This is a genomic window from Ruegeria sp. BI7 (assembly GCF_056537925.1).
Genome location: NZ_JBQFSK010000008.1, coordinates 92866 through 108475 on the forward strand (window position 1 = coordinate 92866; position 15610 = coordinate 108475).

15 protein-coding genes are annotated in these 15610 nt (G+C 57.7%); 13 read left to right on the forward strand and 2 right to left on the reverse strand.

The genetic code is table 11. From position 1 onward, the window contains the following. Nucleotides 1-25 precede the first annotated feature (25 nt). The 11 genes from ACR0JB_RS16735 to speB all read left to right on the forward strand — a co-directional run bounded on the left by ACR0JB_RS16735 (nt 26) and on the right by speB (nt 12160). Entirely contained in the window at nt 26-1297 is a 1272-nt protein-coding gene (locus ACR0JB_RS16735) for an imelysin family protein (protein WP_480790084.1), read from the forward strand. 310 nt (nt 1298-1607) lie between these two features. Continuing rightward, complete coding sequence (locus tag ACR0JB_RS16740) at nt 1608-2375, forward strand: hypothetical protein (RefSeq protein ID WP_170397925.1); 768 nt, start codon at nt 1608-1610, stop codon at nt 2373-2375. Nucleotides 2376-2502: 127 nt separating this feature from the next. Then, nucleotides 2503-2796 carry a (2Fe-2S)-binding protein gene (locus ACR0JB_RS16745; RefSeq protein ID WP_170350875.1) on the forward strand — a complete coding sequence of 98 codons (294 nt, stop codon included), beginning with the start codon at nt 2503-2505 and terminating at the stop codon, nt 2794-2796. After that, the gene (gene bfr, locus ACR0JB_RS16750; protein ID WP_170350874.1) at nt 2744-3229 is read left to right on the forward strand and encodes a bacterioferritin; all 486 of its coding nucleotides are present in this window, start codon (nt 2744-2746) and stop codon (nt 3227-3229) included. The genes ACR0JB_RS16745 and bfr overlap by 53 nt, the downstream gene beginning before the upstream one ends. Then, nucleotides 3189-4730, forward strand: coding sequence for a di-heme oxidoreductase family protein (locus ACR0JB_RS16755; RefSeq protein WP_170397927.1), 1542 nt, complete (start codon nt 3189-3191; stop codon nt 4728-4730). The genes bfr and ACR0JB_RS16755 overlap by 41 nt, the downstream gene beginning before the upstream one ends. Nucleotides 4731-4733: 3 nt before the next feature. Next, the gene (locus tag ACR0JB_RS16760) at nt 4734-5744 is read left to right on the forward strand and encodes an imelysin family protein (protein ID WP_170397930.1); all 1011 of its coding nucleotides are present in this window, start codon (nt 4734-4736) and stop codon (nt 5742-5744) included. 4 nt (nt 5745-5748) lie between these two features. Further along, a complete protein-coding gene (locus ACR0JB_RS16765; RefSeq protein ID WP_170397934.1) occupies nt 5749-6831 on the forward strand; it encodes a DUF1513 domain-containing protein in 1083 nt (360 codons plus the stop codon). A 100-nt stretch (nt 6832-6931) separates the two neighbouring features. Then, nucleotides 6932-8821 (forward strand): biosynthetic arginine decarboxylase, encoded by a 1890-nt coding sequence (gene speA / locus ACR0JB_RS16770; RefSeq protein WP_480790085.1) that lies wholly within the window; start codon nt 6932-6934, stop codon nt 8819-8821. A 22-nt stretch (nt 8822-8843) separates the two neighbouring features. Further along, entirely contained in the window at nt 8844-10067 is a 1224-nt protein-coding gene (locus ACR0JB_RS16775) for a saccharopine dehydrogenase family protein (protein WP_170397938.1), read from the forward strand. Between the two features lie 84 nt (nt 10068-10151). Beyond that, the gene (gene nspC / locus ACR0JB_RS16780; protein ID WP_170397941.1) at nt 10152-11321 is read left to right on the forward strand and encodes a carboxynorspermidine decarboxylase; all 1170 of its coding nucleotides are present in this window, start codon (nt 10152-10154) and stop codon (nt 11319-11321) included. Continuing rightward, nucleotides 11318-12160 (forward strand): agmatinase, encoded by an 843-nt coding sequence (speB, locus tag ACR0JB_RS16785; protein ID WP_170397944.1) that lies wholly within the window; start codon nt 11318-11320, stop codon nt 12158-12160. The genes nspC and speB overlap by 4 nt, the downstream gene beginning before the upstream one ends. On the opposite strand, the gene ACR0JB_RS16790 is transcribed toward speB, so the two are convergent. Next, a complete protein-coding gene (locus ACR0JB_RS16790; RefSeq protein WP_170397946.1) occupies nt 12157-12747 on the reverse strand; it encodes an HD domain-containing protein in 591 nt (196 codons plus the stop codon). The genes speB and ACR0JB_RS16790 overlap by 4 nt on opposite strands. 101 nt (nt 12748-12848) lie before the next feature. On the opposite strand from ACR0JB_RS16790, the gene ACR0JB_RS16795 reads away from it, so the two are divergent. Next, complete coding sequence (locus ACR0JB_RS16795) at nt 12849-13673, forward strand: LysR family transcriptional regulator (protein ID WP_480790086.1); 825 nt, start codon at nt 12849-12851, stop codon at nt 13671-13673. Here the strand turns inward: ACR0JB_RS16795 and lptF are convergent. Then, the gene (lptF, locus tag ACR0JB_RS16800; RefSeq protein ID WP_170397952.1) at nt 13670-14809 is read right to left on the reverse strand and encodes an LPS export ABC transporter permease LptF; all 1140 of its coding nucleotides are present in this window, start codon (nt 14807-14809) and stop codon (nt 13670-13672) included. The two genes, ACR0JB_RS16795 and lptF, sit on opposite strands and share 4 nt — an antisense overlap. 299 nt (nt 14810-15108) lie before the next feature. On the opposite strand from lptF, the gene ACR0JB_RS16805 reads away from it, so the two are divergent. Beyond that, nucleotides 15109-15543, forward strand: a complete 435-nt coding sequence (locus ACR0JB_RS16805; protein WP_170378039.1) for a hypothetical protein — start codon at nt 15109-15111, stop codon at nt 15541-15543. Nucleotides 15544-15610: the final 67 nt, after the last annotated feature.

Consider the following 15610-nt stretch of genomic DNA (forward strand, 5'->3'; position numbering starts at 1 on the left):
TTTCTGACTGGAAAGTGTCACCCCCATGACCGGATTTTTCACCGCCACCAGCATCCTTACAATTGGTGCTGCCACCGCAGCTTTTGCAGCTGACGCACCCTCGAAAGCCGATGTTCTGAATACCTACGCAAACATAGCCGAAGCCAAATATGACGACAGCCTGATCGCGGTCAAAGCGCTGCAAGAGGCAGTATACACCCTGATCGCCGAACCGTCCGATGCCACCCTGAACGCGGCCCGCGCCGCCTGGGTCGCCGCGCGCGTGCCCTATCAACAGACCGAGGTCTACCGCTTTGGAAACGCCATCGTTGATGACTGGGAAGGCAAAGTGAACGCCTGGCCGCTGGACGAAGGCCTGATCGATTATGTCGATGCCTCCTATGGCGGACCCACTGATGAAAACGAGTTTGCCGCGCTGAACGTGATCGCCAATCCAAGCTTTGAGTTGTCGGGCGAGGCCATCGACGCCAGCGAAATCACCCCCGAACTGCTGGGCGAAACCCTGCACGAGGCTGACGGTATCGAGGCAAACGTCGCCACCGGTTACCACGCCATCGAATTCCTGCTGTGGGGTCAGGACCTGAACGGTCACGGCGCGGGCGCGGGCAATCGCCCGTATACCGATTATGTTCAAGGTGACGCCTGCACCGGCGGCAATTGTGATCGCCGCGCCCAATATCTGAGCGCCGCGACCGCCCTGCTGGTCAGCGATCTGGAATGGATGGCCGCACAATGGGCCGAAGGTGGTGAGGCGCGTGCTGCACTGAACGCGAATGAAACCGCTGGCGTCAGCGCGATCCTAACCGGCATGGGCTCGCTGTCCTATGGCGAGCAAGCAGGTGAACGTATGCGCCTTGGCTTGATGCTGAACGACCCCGAGGAAGAGCATGATTGCTTCTCGGACAACACCCACAACAGCCACTATTACGATGGCTTGGGCATTCAGAACGTGTATCTGGGCAGCTATACCCGCATCGACGGCACCCCGGTTTCGGGCGCTTCGCTATCGGACTTGGTGATCTCGTCCGATCCGTCTCTGGACGCCGAGATGAAGGTCAAGCTGGCCAATACCATGCAGGCCCTGGGCCGTCTGAAGTCGACCGCCGAGGCCGGTTTCGCCTATGACCAGATGCTGGAACGCGGCAATGAGGGCGGCGAGCAACTGATCATGGGCGGCGTCAACGGTCTGGTCGATCAGACCAAAACGATCGAGCGTATCGTGACCACGCTAGAACTGGATCAGATAAACTTTGAAGGATCGGACAGCCTGGATAACCCGAACGCAGTTTTTCAGTAAGCTGTTCGCACGCAGGAGCGACCTTGTTCCGCCCCGTCGTATCCTCTTGGGAAACTAAACGCACCTGTTATCGTGCGGGACCTTAGGGTTCCGCACTTTTTCATGCCGAATAAGGTTGCCAATGAAGGATGCCCCCAGATGCCGAAGGTGTTCTGTGGAAGACCCAAAGGTTCGAGAAGGTTGCCTTATCCAGTTCAGCTTTTTAAAGATCACCCTGCAATGCGCTGGCGAAATCGGGTAACCCCGACAATTACAGGCGAAATCAGAACAGATCCAGCGTTCAAAAACAATCGAATTGAAGAAAGTTCTAATGATCTCACATGATGACATACAAGCCGATTTGGACCTGAAGTTTCAGCACGCGCAAGCCGCCGGTTTCAATGATCCTGCCATCATGATCTATCAAATGGGCAAAGTTGGTTCCCAGAGCCTCAAATCAGCATTCCAGACTGCCTACCCCAATGTTGCGCATATGCACAAACATGAGCGCGCGAAAAAATTCATTACCGATCGTGCAGCGGTTAAACAGCCTGTCCTGCTTTTTTGTGGCGTCCGTGAACCACTGTCACGATGCATGTCCGCCTGCTTTCAGAACATCTGCAATCCAATAAATGCATATTGGTATCTTGGCGACGAGAAATCGGTTTTGAATACCAACCTCGAAGACATCCGTGCCCACTTCGACGTGGTCGCACCAAAGCACGTGACGAACTTCATGGCGCCCTGGTTCGACAGCTTCCAGGAAACCACGGGCTTCGCCTTAGACGACCTTGCACTTGTGGAAAATGGTTTCTGGTTCACAAGCACACCAGACATCAGTGTTTTCTTCTATAAACTGGAAGAAATGGCTGAATTTTACCGGGGGCTGCAGAGCTTTTCTCAATTCCACGAGATTCCTTTCGGTGTCTCCAACACTGCAGAGGATAAAAAGATCTTCGGTCTCTACCGCGCCCTGCAGCAGTCCTATTCAATCACACCACAAGAATATCAATCCAAATTTGGAGACATTTCGTGGCTATCTAAATTCTACGATGCGGACGAACTGGCGGCACTAACCGCGCGCTGGATCAAAGAGTGATCCCCAAAACCACGTGTCGGCAGAGACGCACCTAAAACCTTCAACTCAAGGTCATACGAAATTTCTAACTGGACGCCCCGAAATTAACTGACTATTTCTCTAGGAAATAGAATCGGCTGAATTCACTATGATCGTATGTCACTGCACAAACATAACTGACCATGATATCCGCGCCGCGATCGATTGGATGCGGACAGCAGATGCACACACGATCATCACCCCCGGCAAGGTCTACCACGCCCTTGGAAAATCGGCGGATTGTGGCGGCTGCATGCCGCTTTTTCTGGACACAATGCGATCGAACGATAATCTGGAAGTCCCCATGCAGCTCCGTGCCCTACGCACCAGAGCAACTCAGGAGAAAGCAGATGAAGGGCAACCCCAAGGTAATAGAATACCTCAACAAATCTCTGCGGCATGAGCTGACAGCCGTCAGCCAGTACTGGCTCCATTACCGCCTGCAGGAAGATTGGGGCCTTGGCCACATGGCCAAGAAAAGCCGTGAGGAATCCATCGAAGAGATGGGGCATGCCGACAAGCTGATCGAACGGATCATCTTTCTAGAAGGCCATCCCAACCTGCAGAAACTGGACCCGCTGAGAATTGGTCAGAACCCCAAGGAAACACTGGAATGCGACCTGGCAGCCGAGCAGGACGCGCGCGCGTTGTACGTAGAAGCGCGGGATTACTGTAGAGAAGCACAAGACTATGCCTCTATGTCGCTGTTCGAAGAATTGATCCGCGATGAAGAAAGTCATATCGACTTTTTGGAAACGCAGCTCGACCTGTACGAAAGGATTGGCGACGCCAATTATGCGCAACTCAACGCATCGAAAATGGACGAGGGCGAGTAGCCTTTTCATCCTGTCGGTGGTCGCCCTTGCGGCCACCCAAACCCCAGCCGCCGAGTTGCGGGACTATCACCTGAATTTCGAACCCAGAACCGAGGATGAGCGTGCGCGCATCGCCCGTGTCACCGCTGCGCCCACCGATTTCAGCAAGCCCCAAAGGTTCGAGGACTTGCCCGCCGGTGCCGCCACCGTTCGCGCCCGTGCCGATGCTGACGCATTTTCGCAGCCCTCAGGCAACCTGAGCTTTGAGCAAGAGCTGGACTTTAAGGTTGGAAACGGACTGTTCAAGAAAATCTGGGTGTCTTCTCCGGCCTCAACTCTGGCCTCGGATGGGCTGGGGCCGCTGTACAACGCCCGGTCGTGCCAGCGCTGCCATATCAAGGACGGGCGCGGGCACACGCCCAACGGTCCGGATGACAATGCAATTTCGATGTTCCTGCGGGTCTCGATCCCCGGTGGCGGTGGGTATGACGAGATCGAGGATTACATCGCCACCCAGCCTGAACCGAATTACGGCGGCCAGATGCAGGATTTGGCCCTGCCCGGTCATCCGGCTGAATATCGCCTGGATATAACCTACGAAGCCGTCCCGGTCGCTTTGTCGGATGGCGAAACCGTCACTTTACGCAAACCGACCTACGCGGCGGCTGACCTTGGATACGGGCCGCTGCATCCAGAGGCGATGCTCAGTCCACGTGTGGCGCCGCAAATGATCGGCCTTGGATTGCTCGAAGCGATCCCGGTCGCGGATCTGCTGGCCAACGCCGATCCCAGCGATGCCGATGGTGATGGGATTTCCGGGCGTCCCAATATCGTCTGGGCGATGGAATATGGCGCCCCGATGATGGGTCGGTTCGGACACAAGGCCGGGATGCCCACGATCATGGAACAATCGGCGGCGGCCTTTGCCGGTGATATCGGCATATCAAGCCCACTTTACCCCGCCAGCCACGGCGATTGCACCGATGCTCAGATTGGTTGTGTGACCGCCCCGCACGGGGACGGTGACGTGCGCGAGTTCGAGATCGACCAGATCGGAATGGACCTTGTTGCCTTTTACAGCCGCAACCTGGGCGTTCCCGCCCGGCGGGACATGGACGACCCTCAGGTGCTGCACGGTAAGCAGGTGTTTTACGACACTGGCTGCGCGTCCTGCCACACGCCTGCCTTTGTCACCCATCGCATGTCAGACCGGCCCGAACAGAGTTTTCAGCTGATCTGGCCTTATTCCGACCTGTTGCTGCACGATATGGGCGAAGGGCTGGCTGATTACCGCCCCGAGGGTCGCGCCACAGGGCGCGAATGGCGCACGCCACCGCTTTGGGGCGTTGGGCTAACTGAACAGGTTTCGGGCCACACCCAGTTCCTGCATGATGGTCGCGCGCAATCCTTGCTGGAAGCCATCCTCTGGCATGGGGGTGAGGCACAGGCAGCCCGCGATACGGTCGTGGCCATGCCCAAACCCGACCGCGATGCCCTGATCCATTTTCTGGAAAGCCTCTGACACATGCGTATCCTTGTTGCTGCCGTCGCATTGACGCTGCCCCTAACTGCGCTGGCGCAGGACCGTGAGCCGATCTTGTCGGATACGGTCGAAGGGCACATCCTTCCCGGCTTTGCCTCACTGGCTGAAACGACCGGGGTGTTGGCCCAAACAGCACAAACCGATTGCACCCAAACCTCGCCCGAATTGCGGGGCGCCTATCACGCGGCCTTTGACGACTGGATCTCGGTCAGCCATCTGCGCTTTGGCCCGTCCGAGGTGAACGACCGCGCCTTTGCGCTGGCCTTCTGGCCCGACACCAAAGGGTTCACCCCCAAAGCCCTGTCCAGCCTGATCGCGACCGAGGATGCGGCTGTGGAAAGCCCCGAAGGTTTTGCCGAGACATCCGTCGCCGGACGTGGCTTTTTTGCGTTAGAGCAGATGCTTTATGAGCCCAATTTTGCCGATCAGGGCAGCGCCACATTTCGCTGCGCGTTGATACAGGCCATCACCACCGATATCGCCAGCAATGCCCGCGCGATAAACGCAGATTGGGGCGGCTATGCAACCGCCCTAACCCAACCGGGCGACGACAGCCCCTATCAGTCCGTCGATGAGGCCACGCAAGAGCTTTACAAGGCGTTGGTGACCGGACTTGAATTCACCGGCGACACCCGCCTTGGTCGTCCGATGGGCACCTTCGACCGCCCGCGCCCCAACCGGGCCGAGGCACGCCGTTCGGAACGCGCGCTTCGTCATGTGGAACTGTCCCTGATCGCCCTGCGCGATCTGGCCGCGCACCTGTCAACGGACCACCCCAAGATTGCCGCCGATCTGGACAGCGCCTTTGACAAGGCCATCATCCGCGCGCAATCGCTGGACGACCCGGTGCTGGCCGGGGTCACCACTCCGCAGGGCCGCCTTAGGGTCGAGGCGTTGCAGCAAGCCATCAACGATACCCGTGCGATTGCCTCGGCCGAGCTGGGTCCGACGCTAGGCATCAGCGCCGGGTTCAATTCACTGGACGGGGACTGACCTGTTGCCCAGCCGTCGTCATTTTCTGGCCGGTCTGGCCGCGACCAGCCTTTCGCCGTTACAAGGCTGGGCCGCAGTTGGTTCGCCCGACTATCTCGCCGCTGCCCTGTTCCCGGATGGCAGCTATCGACTAGCCGGGCTGGATACGGGTGGAAACATTCTGTTTTCCATACCTCTACCTGCGCGCGGCCACGCGGCGGCAGCCCATCCGCACCGCGCACAGGCCGTGGCTTTTGCCCGTCGTCCCGGCACCTTTGCGGTGGTCATCGATTGCGCCACAGGCACCGAAGTCACCCGACTTAACGCCCCACACGGTCGCCATTTCTATGGCCATGGCGTCTTTTCCCCCGACGGCACTCGTCTGTTCACAACTGAAAACGACTACGATTCCGGAGACGGCGTGATTGGCGTCTGGAACACAGACAGCTACACCCGCATAGGCGAGTTCACTTCGGGCGGGATCGGTCCGCATGACATGCGATTGATGCCCGATGGTCAGACGCTGGTTATCGCCAATGGCGGCATCGAAACCCACCCCGAGACAGGGCGCACCAAGCTGAACCTGCCAACCATGCAGCCGCAGCTGACCTATCTGGATTTGTCCGGCACGGTTTTGGAACAGATGGAACTGCCACGCGCGCTGCATAAGAATTCGATCCGCCATTTGGCTGTACGGCACGACGGTTTGGTGGCATTTGCGATGCAGTGGCAGGGGGACAAGGTGCATCACCCCCCTCTGCTGGGCCTACATCGTCGGGGCGAAGCACCGCGTTTGCTTTCAGCGCCTGATGCCGCGCAAAGCACGTTGCAAGGCTACGCAGGCAGTGTCGCCTTTGCCGGGGATGAAACCACGGTTGCCATCACCTGCCCACGCGGCAACGCCTTGCACCGGTTCGACGTCGCGAATGGCCAACTGAACGGGGATTTCCCGTTGGAAGACGTCTGTGGTCTTGGCTCCGGCCCCAAAGGGTTCGTTTTCACCACCGGCACCGGGATAGTCGGAGAGCTGACATCCACCCCCCGCATTTCAGCCCGTCCGGACTGTCATTGGGACAATCACCTGATCCCAATTCGCAAGCCTGCATAAACTCGGCAAATCCCCCCACATAGATTACACTTGGAAGAATCAAAATGCTGCCGTATTGGCGGGCGCTAAACCGGCACTTTAACCGCAAGGACTGACCTGATTGAAACAGACGCCCGACGCACCGCATTCCATCTACGGGGTAGAGAAATGGGGCAAAGGCCTCATTGAGGTGACGGAGCAGGGCGAGATCGGTCTGCGCAATCCCCTGGTGCCCGAGGCGGCGGCAATCAGCCTGCCAGGTATCCTGCATGATCTGGACGAACGCGGTATTAAGGCACCGATGTTGCTGCGCATCAGTTCGTATCTGGAAAACGAGATCGCGCATATCAACGAAAGCTTTCGCGATGCGATTGCACGTGTCGGCTACAAAGGCAGCTATCGCGGCGTATTCCCGATCAAGGTGAATCAGCAGGCCCAGGTGGTCGACCGGATCGTCGAGTTCGGTAAAAAGTATAACTATGGGCTCGAGGCTGGCTCCAAGCCCGAACTGGTTGTCGCACTGGCGCACCGTCTGGCCCGCGAGGCGCTGATTGTCTGCAATGGCGTCAAGGATGCCGAGTTCATCCAACTGGCCATCCTCAGTCGTAAGATCGGCTTCAACACGGTCATCGTTCTGGAAAGCCCGAAGGAGGCGGACACGGTGATCGAGGTCTATAACGAACTGGGCATCGAACCCCTGATTGGTGTGCGGGTCAAACTGACCAATCAGATCAGCGGCAAGTGGGAAGAAAGCTCGGGCGACCGGTCTGCCTTTGGCATGAACACTGACCAACTGGTCGCCACGGTGGACAAGCTGAAAGCGGCAGGTTTGCTGCATTGTTTGAAGCTGCAACATTCACACCTGGGCTCTCAGGTGCAGGACGTCAACGACGTGCGCCGCGCCGTTGGCGAGGCCTGCCGGTACTACACCGAACTGACGCGCGAGGGCGTGCCGTTGACCCATCTGGACCTCGGTGGCGGCATGGGCGTGGATTATACCGGTGAGAAAAAGGCTGCCGAGAACTCGATCAACTACACGGTCGAAGAATACTGCGCCAACGTGGTTGAAACCGTGGCCTACGCGATGGACGAGGCCGAGGTCGAACATCCAACGCTGGTGACCGAGAGCGGGCGCGCCGTGGTGGCGACGTCGTCGATGCTGGTGTTCAATGTGCTGGAAAGCACCTTGTATGACGCACCGAACGGCCCCGAGGTCGCAGCGGACGATCACCATCTGGTCTCAGACCTTGCCGCGATCAACGGGTACCTCAGTACCGAGCGTTTGCAAGAATGCTGGAACGACGCAAATTTTTACCGCAACGAGCTGCGCGCGTTGTTCCGCCGCGGCTATGTCGACCTGCGTCAGATGGCCCGCGCCGAACGCATCTATTTATCGCTGATGGCCCGCCTCAAGGCGCTGGCAGCAAGCGATGATTTGGAAACGGATGTGGACGACCAACTGGAAAAAGTGGCCGATATCTACCACTGCAACTTCTCGCTGTTCCAGTCGCTGCCCGATGTCTGGGCCATTGACCAGCTGCACCCTATCGTCCCGCTGCAGGGGCTGAACCAGACACCCGACCGCCGCGCGGTCCTGTCCGACATCACCTGCGACAGCGACGGTAAGATCGACCGGTTCATTCTGGCCGACGGTGTCTCACCCAGCCTGCCGGTGCATTCCCTGCCCGAAGATCAGGAATACCTGATGGGCGTGTTCTTTGTCGGTGCTTATCAGGAAACACTGGGCGATCTGCACAACCTGTTCGGGGACACCAATGTGGTAACCATCGACCTGCGCGCTGACGGTGGCTTTGACCTGCTGCACGAACAAGAGGGCGACACCATCAGCCAGGTCCTGTCCTATGTCGAGTTCGACCCCAATGATTGCGTCGCCGCCTTCCGCAAAATGGTGGACGAAGCGATCTCGACCGGTACTCTGATGGCCAAGGACCGCAAAACCCTGATGAGCGCCTATCGCGACTCGATCAACGGCTACACCTATTACGAATAACCCCAGAGAGGAGATTACCCCCATGGGAACTTTGAGTGGCAAAACACTGGTTGTCGGCGCTGGCGGCGTATCCCACGCTGCCGTGCACAAGATGGCGATGAATTCGGATATCTTCACCGAAATCACTCTGGCCAGCCGGACCAAATCGAAATGCGACGCCATCGCCAAAGCGGTGAAAGAGCGTGTGGGCGTCGATATCGCCACGGCGGAACTGGATGCCTACAAGGTTGAAGACACGGTCAAATTGATCAAGGAAACAGGGGCCGAGATTCTGGTGAACCTCGCCCTGCCCTATCAGGATCTGGTGCTGATGGACGCCTGCCTTGAGGCCGGGATCCACTACCTCGACACAGCGAACTATGAGCCCGAGGATGAGGCCAAGTTCGAATACCACTGGCAATGGGCCTATCAGGAGCGGTTCAAAGAGGCTGGGCTGACCGCCATTCTTGGATCGGGCTTCGATCCGGGCGTGACCAGCGTCTTTGCCAAATGGCTTAAGAAACACAAGCTGGACACCATCCGCCAGATCGACGTTCTGGATGCCAATGGCGGCTCGAACGATCAGGAGTTCGCCACCAACTTCAACCCCGAGATCAACCTGCGTGAAGTGCTGGCCGAAGTCCGCCATTGGGAAAACGGCGAATGGCACCATAGCCCGGCGCTGACCAACAAGGTTGAATACGACTTTCCTGCCATCGGGCGGAAAAACATGTACCAGATGTACCATGAGGAACTGGAATCGCTCTCGACCCACTTCCCCGAGATCGAGCGCGCCCGCTTCTGGATGACGTTTGGCGACGCCTATATCAAACACGCGACCGTACTGCAGAACGTCGGCATGACACGCATCGATCCGGTCATGCATGACGGCAAGGAAATCATCCCGATCCAATTCCTGAAAACCCTGCTGCCCGATCCCGGCGATCTGGGTGCCGAAACCAAAGGCAAGGCCTGCATCGGCGACATCGCTACCGGTCAAGCCAAGGACGGCTCGGGTGAGAAGACCTTTTACATCTACAACATCTGCGATCACGAGGAATGCTATGCTGAGGTCGGCAGCCAGGCGGTCAGCTACACCACCGGCGTCCCCGCCATGATCGGCGCGGCGCAGGTGATCAAAGGCAACTGGTCCGAGCCCGGCGTGTGGAACATGGAACAGCTTGACCCCGACAACTTCATGGACATGCTGAATGAGCATGGCCTGCCCTGGCAAGTCCACGAACTCGACGGCCCGGTCGAGTTCTAAGTCCACTCATTTCATCTTTTGCCAAATACTCCGGGGGTCCGGGGGCAGAGCCCCCGGCCTCTCCACCACAAGGAAACGCCGGACATGTCCGACATGATGACCACACAGGCTGGCGACGCCGGAGCCTTCCGCAATTTCGACCTGAACCGTGTGCCAACCCCCTGCTTTGTGGTCGATGAAAAAGCGGTCGAGCGAAACCTGACCATCCTCTCCGATATCGGCACCCTGTCTGGCGCGCATGTCCTTTCGGCGCTCAAAGCGTTTTCCATGTTTTCGTTGGCCCCACTGGTGCGCCAGCATCTAGGTGGCACCTGCGCCAGCGGCATTTACGAGGCCCGGTTAGGCCGCGAAGAATATGGCGGCGAAGTCGCCACTTTCTGCGCCGGGTACAAAGATGCCGACATGGACGAAATCCTATCGCTGTCCGACCACATCATCTTTAACAGCCCGGCACAAAAGGACCTGTTTTTGGCCAAAGCACAGGCCGCAAACGTGCAGGTTGGGTTGCGCATCAACCCCGAGCATTCCGAAGGCGAGATTGCCAAATACGACCCCTGCGCGCCCTGTTCACGTCTGGGTACCCCGATTAGCCAGTTGACCGCCGAGGCCATGAACGGTGTCGATGGCCTACATATGCACACACTCTGCGAACAGGGGTTCGATCCCTTGCAGCGGACATGGGCCGCCGTAGAACCAAAAATTGTGCCCTATATCAATCAACTCAAATGGCTGAACTTTGGTGGTGGCCACCACATAACGCGCGACGACTATGACCGTGAGGGGCTGGTGGGCTTCATCAAGAACATCCGCGAAACCTATGGCATCGACGTTTACCTCGAACCCGGCGAGGCTGTCGCGCTGGATGCGGGTATTCTGGTCGGCGAAATCCTCGACCTGCCCACCAACGGAATGAACCTTGCCATCACCGATATTTCGGCCACCTGTCACATGCCTGACGTGATCGAAGCCCCTTATCGCCCCGCGTTGATGGACGAGGCCGAGGCAGGTCACACCTACCGTCTGGGCGGCCCGTCCTGTTTGGCCGGTGACGTGATCGGAGACTACACATGGGACAAACCACTGGAGATCGGCCAGCGTTTTGCCTTCCTTGATCAGGCGCATTACTCAATGGTGAAAACCAACACGTTCAACGGCGTACCCCTGCCCACCATCGCCCTGTGGAACAGCGAATCGGACGAGTTGAAGATCATCAAACAGTTCGGCTATGACGACTTTAAGGACCGACTCTCATGAGCATTTTCCTCGACAGTGAACTGACCGCAACTGAGCGCACCGAAGATGCCCGGTTCCGCGTGATCCCGGTACCGCTGGAGCGCACGGTATCTTACGGTTCGGGAACGGCCAAAGGCCCCGAGGCCATCATCGAGGCCAGCAATGAGCTGGAACGTACCACCGGCCACGCCGAGCCCTGCGTCGAGGGGATTTTCACCGAAGAGCCCGTGGATTGCGATGCGTCCCTGTCCGAGATCATGGAGCGCCTTGCCCAGCGCACCGAAGCCGCCATTCGCGCGGGCAAGGTGCCGGTCACTTTGGGGGGCGAACATTCGCTGAGTTACGGCGCTGTGATGGGTGTGGCTCGCGCCTTGGGTCAACCCATAGGCATTGTCCAGATCGATGCCCATGCCGACCTGCGCAATGCCTATCAGGGGGAAAGACACTCCCACGCATCGGTCATGCATCTGCTCGCTGAAGAAGGTATCCGATTGGCGCAGTTTGGCGTGCGCGCCTTTTCGACCGAAGAAGCGCAAAGCCGCCTGAAAAATCACGTTTTCCACGTGGATGCTGAGGAATTGGTCACCGGTAATATCCACGCCGTCGACCTGCCCGAGGATTTTCCTGAGCTGGTCTATGTCAGTTTTGACGTGGACGGGCTGGATCCCGCCATCATGCCCGCCACCGGGACACCGGTGCCCGGCGGGCTGGGCTACTATCAAGCGCTGCGGTTGGTCGAACATACCCTGAAAGGCCGCAAATGCGTGGGCTTCGACGTGGTCGAACTAGCCCCCAATGGCAATGCCGCCTGGGACTTTACCGCAGCGCAGATCGTCTATCGCCTGATGTCTGCCTGTTAACCCTCGGCGGTCTCGTTCAACTCCATGTGCCCCTCGCCCTTGTTCAGGACACGACGCAACATGGGTTCGAAGAACTCCAGCGGTTTGGTCGGGTAATCCGGATCGAACGCCTTTTGGTCGTATTCATGGCAGAAATAGCGGCAGTCCTCCCAATAAGGGCTGTCGCGATACTTGTCGCGGGCGTTGCGGTCGCCGCCTAGATGATGGTTGTAATAGTACCCCTGAAACACACAGTGATGTTTGAGAATCCAATAAGTTTTATCACTGACATAGGGCTTCATCATCGACGCTGACAGCTCACCATGGTTATAGGGTGACAGAATATCGCCGGTGTCGTGGATCAGTGCTGCGACCACGATTTCCTCGTCCGCGCCGTCTTCAAAGGCGCGAGTCGCGGCCTGCAGGCTGTGCTGATAGCGGTTCACGGGATAGGGCGTCCAGTCTTCGTCCAGCGACCGGATCGCGTCCAGAATGCGGTCGGGCAAAGCGGCATTGTATGCCTCTTCATACTCCATGACGGCGTCCCAGTCGGCCTTGGTGGCCTCTTCGAAACTGGTCCAGGTGGGTTTGTGGCTTTTGTCCAGCATGGCGCGGTCCTTTGGCTGATCTGTTGGAATCAGAGTAACGCATCCCTCCTGCTCAAAAAAATGAATTGATTTTATCAATCTGATGAAAAAATAGTATCGCCATGCAATTCAAAGCAATCGAGACCTTTCTATGCGTGGCCGAGACCGGGGGCTTCCATGCCGCCGCGCGCAAACTGAACGTGACACAAACCGCCGTCAGCGCCCGTATCCGGCTGATCGAAGAAGAAACGGGCAAGGCGTTGTTCACCCGCGGTGCAGGCGGCACCAGCCTGACTGAATTCGGGCAGCAGTTCCGACCATATGCCGAACAGATGCTGTCGCTTTGGTCATTTGCATCGCGCGAACTGCCAGCCCAAACGCAGAACCGGATCGCGCTGCGTCTTAGTGCGCAACTGAGCATCTGGGACCCGCTGCTAGTCGATCTGGCCGTTCAGTTCGAACAGCGCCTCGGGCAACTTTTGCTGACGTTGAACTATGACCACGATCTGAACATGGTCGACGCGGTCGCCACCCATGTTCTGGACGCCGCATTGACCCACGAAACACCCAACGATCCGCGCGTGCAATCGCACGAGTTAAACCCCGAACGCCTGTTGCTTGTCAAAACTCCGGAAACGGTCAATCCAGTTTTCGTCAATCTGGAACTGGGCGAGGTCTATCAGGACCACGTCCGTTCGGCTGCGCGGCAGGCCACGGGGCAAACGGTGTTTCTGGGCAATTGCCTGATGGCCCTGCGTTATGTCCTGCGGCGGGGCGGAACCGGGTATTTCCCGGAATACGTCATCCGAGATCATCTGTCCGCGGGTCAACTGACACCCGTGGCCGGGGCCATTGACCTGCTGCTGCCGCTGCATCTGGTGACCAACCGTGACAGCACAACCAGTGACGATGTCCTGACCTGCCTGACCGAACTGCGCGCAGTCTAGGCCTGAGAGATCGCGCTCGAGGCTTCTCTGTGGCGCCTGCGCAGCAATGGCCGCCCGGCAACCAGCAAGAACAGACAGGCGACCGCGATGCCGATGACCGCCGGCAGATACAACAGTATCCACAATTTCGGTTCTTCGATTACAACGGGTGAAACAAAGCCCCGCACGCCTTCCAGCACGACCAGAATCGAAAACGCCCCCAGGATCTGCGGCCACAGACCAAATCGCGAAAAGCTACCCAACATCAACGTGGCATACCCGGCCATTGCCACGGCGATACAAATGGCAATCCACGAAAACCGCTGATGCAATTCGTCGACCAATTCTCCGATGGGAAAGCCTTCGGCGACGCTGATGGCGGCGCGGTCTCGCAAAAGTTCAATGGTGGGGATGGCTTCGAGACTGCGCTCGGCCATGACATTCGAATTCGTCAGTGCGGAAATGTCATATGAGGCGTCCTCGAACAGCGTCGAGGACAAGGTTCTGCCCTCCTGATTCAAACGCAACGCGATCCCGTCCAACATCACCAAGTGGATCCCAGATTCATTGTTGACCAAATAGGCCGTTTTTGAGGAATAGCTGACCGGGTTCAGCGCATCTCGCCGATCTGATACGAAAACCTCGGACAGCGTGCCGTCCAGGTCAATCTTGCCGATATAGACAGTAACGCCAAAGGCGGGATGCAGGAATTCGCCTTCATTCAGCAATTGCGCGGTGACGTCCCCTGCTACTTCGGCTTGGCGCTGTTCAAGCTGCTCAACAGATGCGGGGCGCAAAAAGACGCTGATGACGGCCATCATCAGCCCGGCCACCAACCCAAACAGGAATACCGCACGGGCCAGCCGCCATGGGCTGGAACCGGTGGCCAGCATCACCGTCATCTCGCTTTCGCGGCTCAGCCGATTGGTGGCATAAACAGCGGCGGCAAACACCGCCATCGGCATCACCGTGCGGATCAGCGTTGGCAATGTCAGCGCCGAGAATTCCAGAAACACCATGGCCGATTGGCCACCGCTGATGACCCGGTCAAACAGGCTAACCGATCGGGTGATCCAGAACACACCGACCAGAACCAAGGTGAAAAAGCCGAACAGAATCAGCAATTGCCGCAGGAAATATCCATCAAAGCGCGACATGGGTCCTCTTACGTGTGTTCGTGGTGGTCGGACATTATGTCATTCCGTCGCTGTAGGAAACCGGGATTGGCCAATTGTCACCACCACGAAAAGCGCGGCAATGGCCTGGCTTGCTGAACCCAAGACTGTGGCGTGGCCGTTTCAAGCGGACTATGCCTCTGGAAACTCTAATATTCGGATCAAGGTGTGTCCTCCTTACCCGCCCATCCCGCTGTATCTCGGCGCTGTGTATCTACCTCTTCGAATTCCTGCTAAACAAAAAAACAAAACAAAAAAAGCATCCTTGAGCAGACGAGCAGATGAGAGGTCTAACCGCAGCGTTGGCAGTGCTCTTGACTATGAGCACGCCATTGGCATCGAAAGAAATACAGGTTGGCAATGATCCAGGCGGGCGGGTTCTGGACCGCAAGGTTCAGATCGAAATCGCCAATAGGACCAACGCGCGCATACACATTGTCGGGGATTACTGTAACTCCAGCTGCACCATGCTGTTGGGGGCAGACGATGTGTGTGTATCCTCCGAAACGCTTTTCGGTTTTCACGGCCCGTACCGAGTAAACCGGACAAAGATGACCGAAAAGGAATTCGACCAGAAAAGCACTTCGCTTGCCACGTACTACCCGCGACCGATAAGAAACTGGTTCATGTCCAAGGCAAGGTTTGTGGGCCCGGATGAGTTTCTGTATGTGTCCGGTGAATATCTGATAAGCATCGGCGTGCAAGAGTGCGCGTAAGACTTCTGCAGGCTGTCACTTCTCACAACAACCCATATGCAAGTCGCACGACTCTTGCACATTCATT

Excerpts from the sequence above, each read along its gene's own strand:
- bfr (WP_170350874.1), top strand. The coding sequence starts at position 2,744 with ATGAAGGGCAACCCCAAGGTAATAGAATACCTCAACAAATCTCTGCGG.
- nspC (WP_170397941.1), top strand. The coding sequence starts at position 10,152 with ATGTCCGACATGATGACCACACAGGCTGGCGACGCCGGAGCCTTCCGC.
- ACR0JB_RS16795 (WP_480790086.1), top strand. The coding sequence starts at position 12,849 with ATGCAATTCAAAGCAATCGAGACCTTTCTATGCGTGGCCGAGACCGGG.
- lptF (WP_170397952.1), bottom strand. The coding sequence starts at position 14,809 with ATGTCGCGCTTTGATGGATATTTCCTGCGGCAATTGCTGATTCTGTTC.
- ACR0JB_RS16805 (WP_170378039.1), top strand. The coding sequence starts at position 15,109 with ATGAGAGGTCTAACCGCAGCGTTGGCAGTGCTCTTGACTATGAGCACG.
- speB (WP_170397944.1), top strand. The coding sequence starts at position 11,318 with ATGAGCATTTTCCTCGACAGTGAACTGACCGCAACTGAGCGCACCGAA.
- ACR0JB_RS16775 (WP_170397938.1), top strand. The coding sequence starts at position 8,844 with ATGGGAACTTTGAGTGGCAAAACACTGGTTGTCGGCGCTGGCGGCGTA.
- ACR0JB_RS16755 (WP_170397927.1), top strand. The coding sequence starts at position 3,189 with ATGCGCAACTCAACGCATCGAAAATGGACGAGGGCGAGTAGCCTTTTC.
- ACR0JB_RS16740 (WP_170397925.1), top strand. The coding sequence starts at position 1,608 with ATGATCTCACATGATGACATACAAGCCGATTTGGACCTGAAGTTTCAG.
- ACR0JB_RS16760 (WP_170397930.1), top strand. The coding sequence starts at position 4,734 with ATGCGTATCCTTGTTGCTGCCGTCGCATTGACGCTGCCCCTAACTGCG.
- ACR0JB_RS16790 (WP_170397946.1), bottom strand. The coding sequence starts at position 12,747 with ATGCTGGACAAAAGCCACAAACCCACCTGGACCAGTTTCGAAGAGGCC.
- ACR0JB_RS16735 (WP_480790084.1), top strand. The coding sequence starts at position 26 with ATGACCGGATTTTTCACCGCCACCAGCATCCTTACAATTGGTGCTGCC.
- ACR0JB_RS16745 (WP_170350875.1), top strand. The coding sequence starts at position 2,503 with ATGATCGTATGTCACTGCACAAACATAACTGACCATGATATCCGCGCC.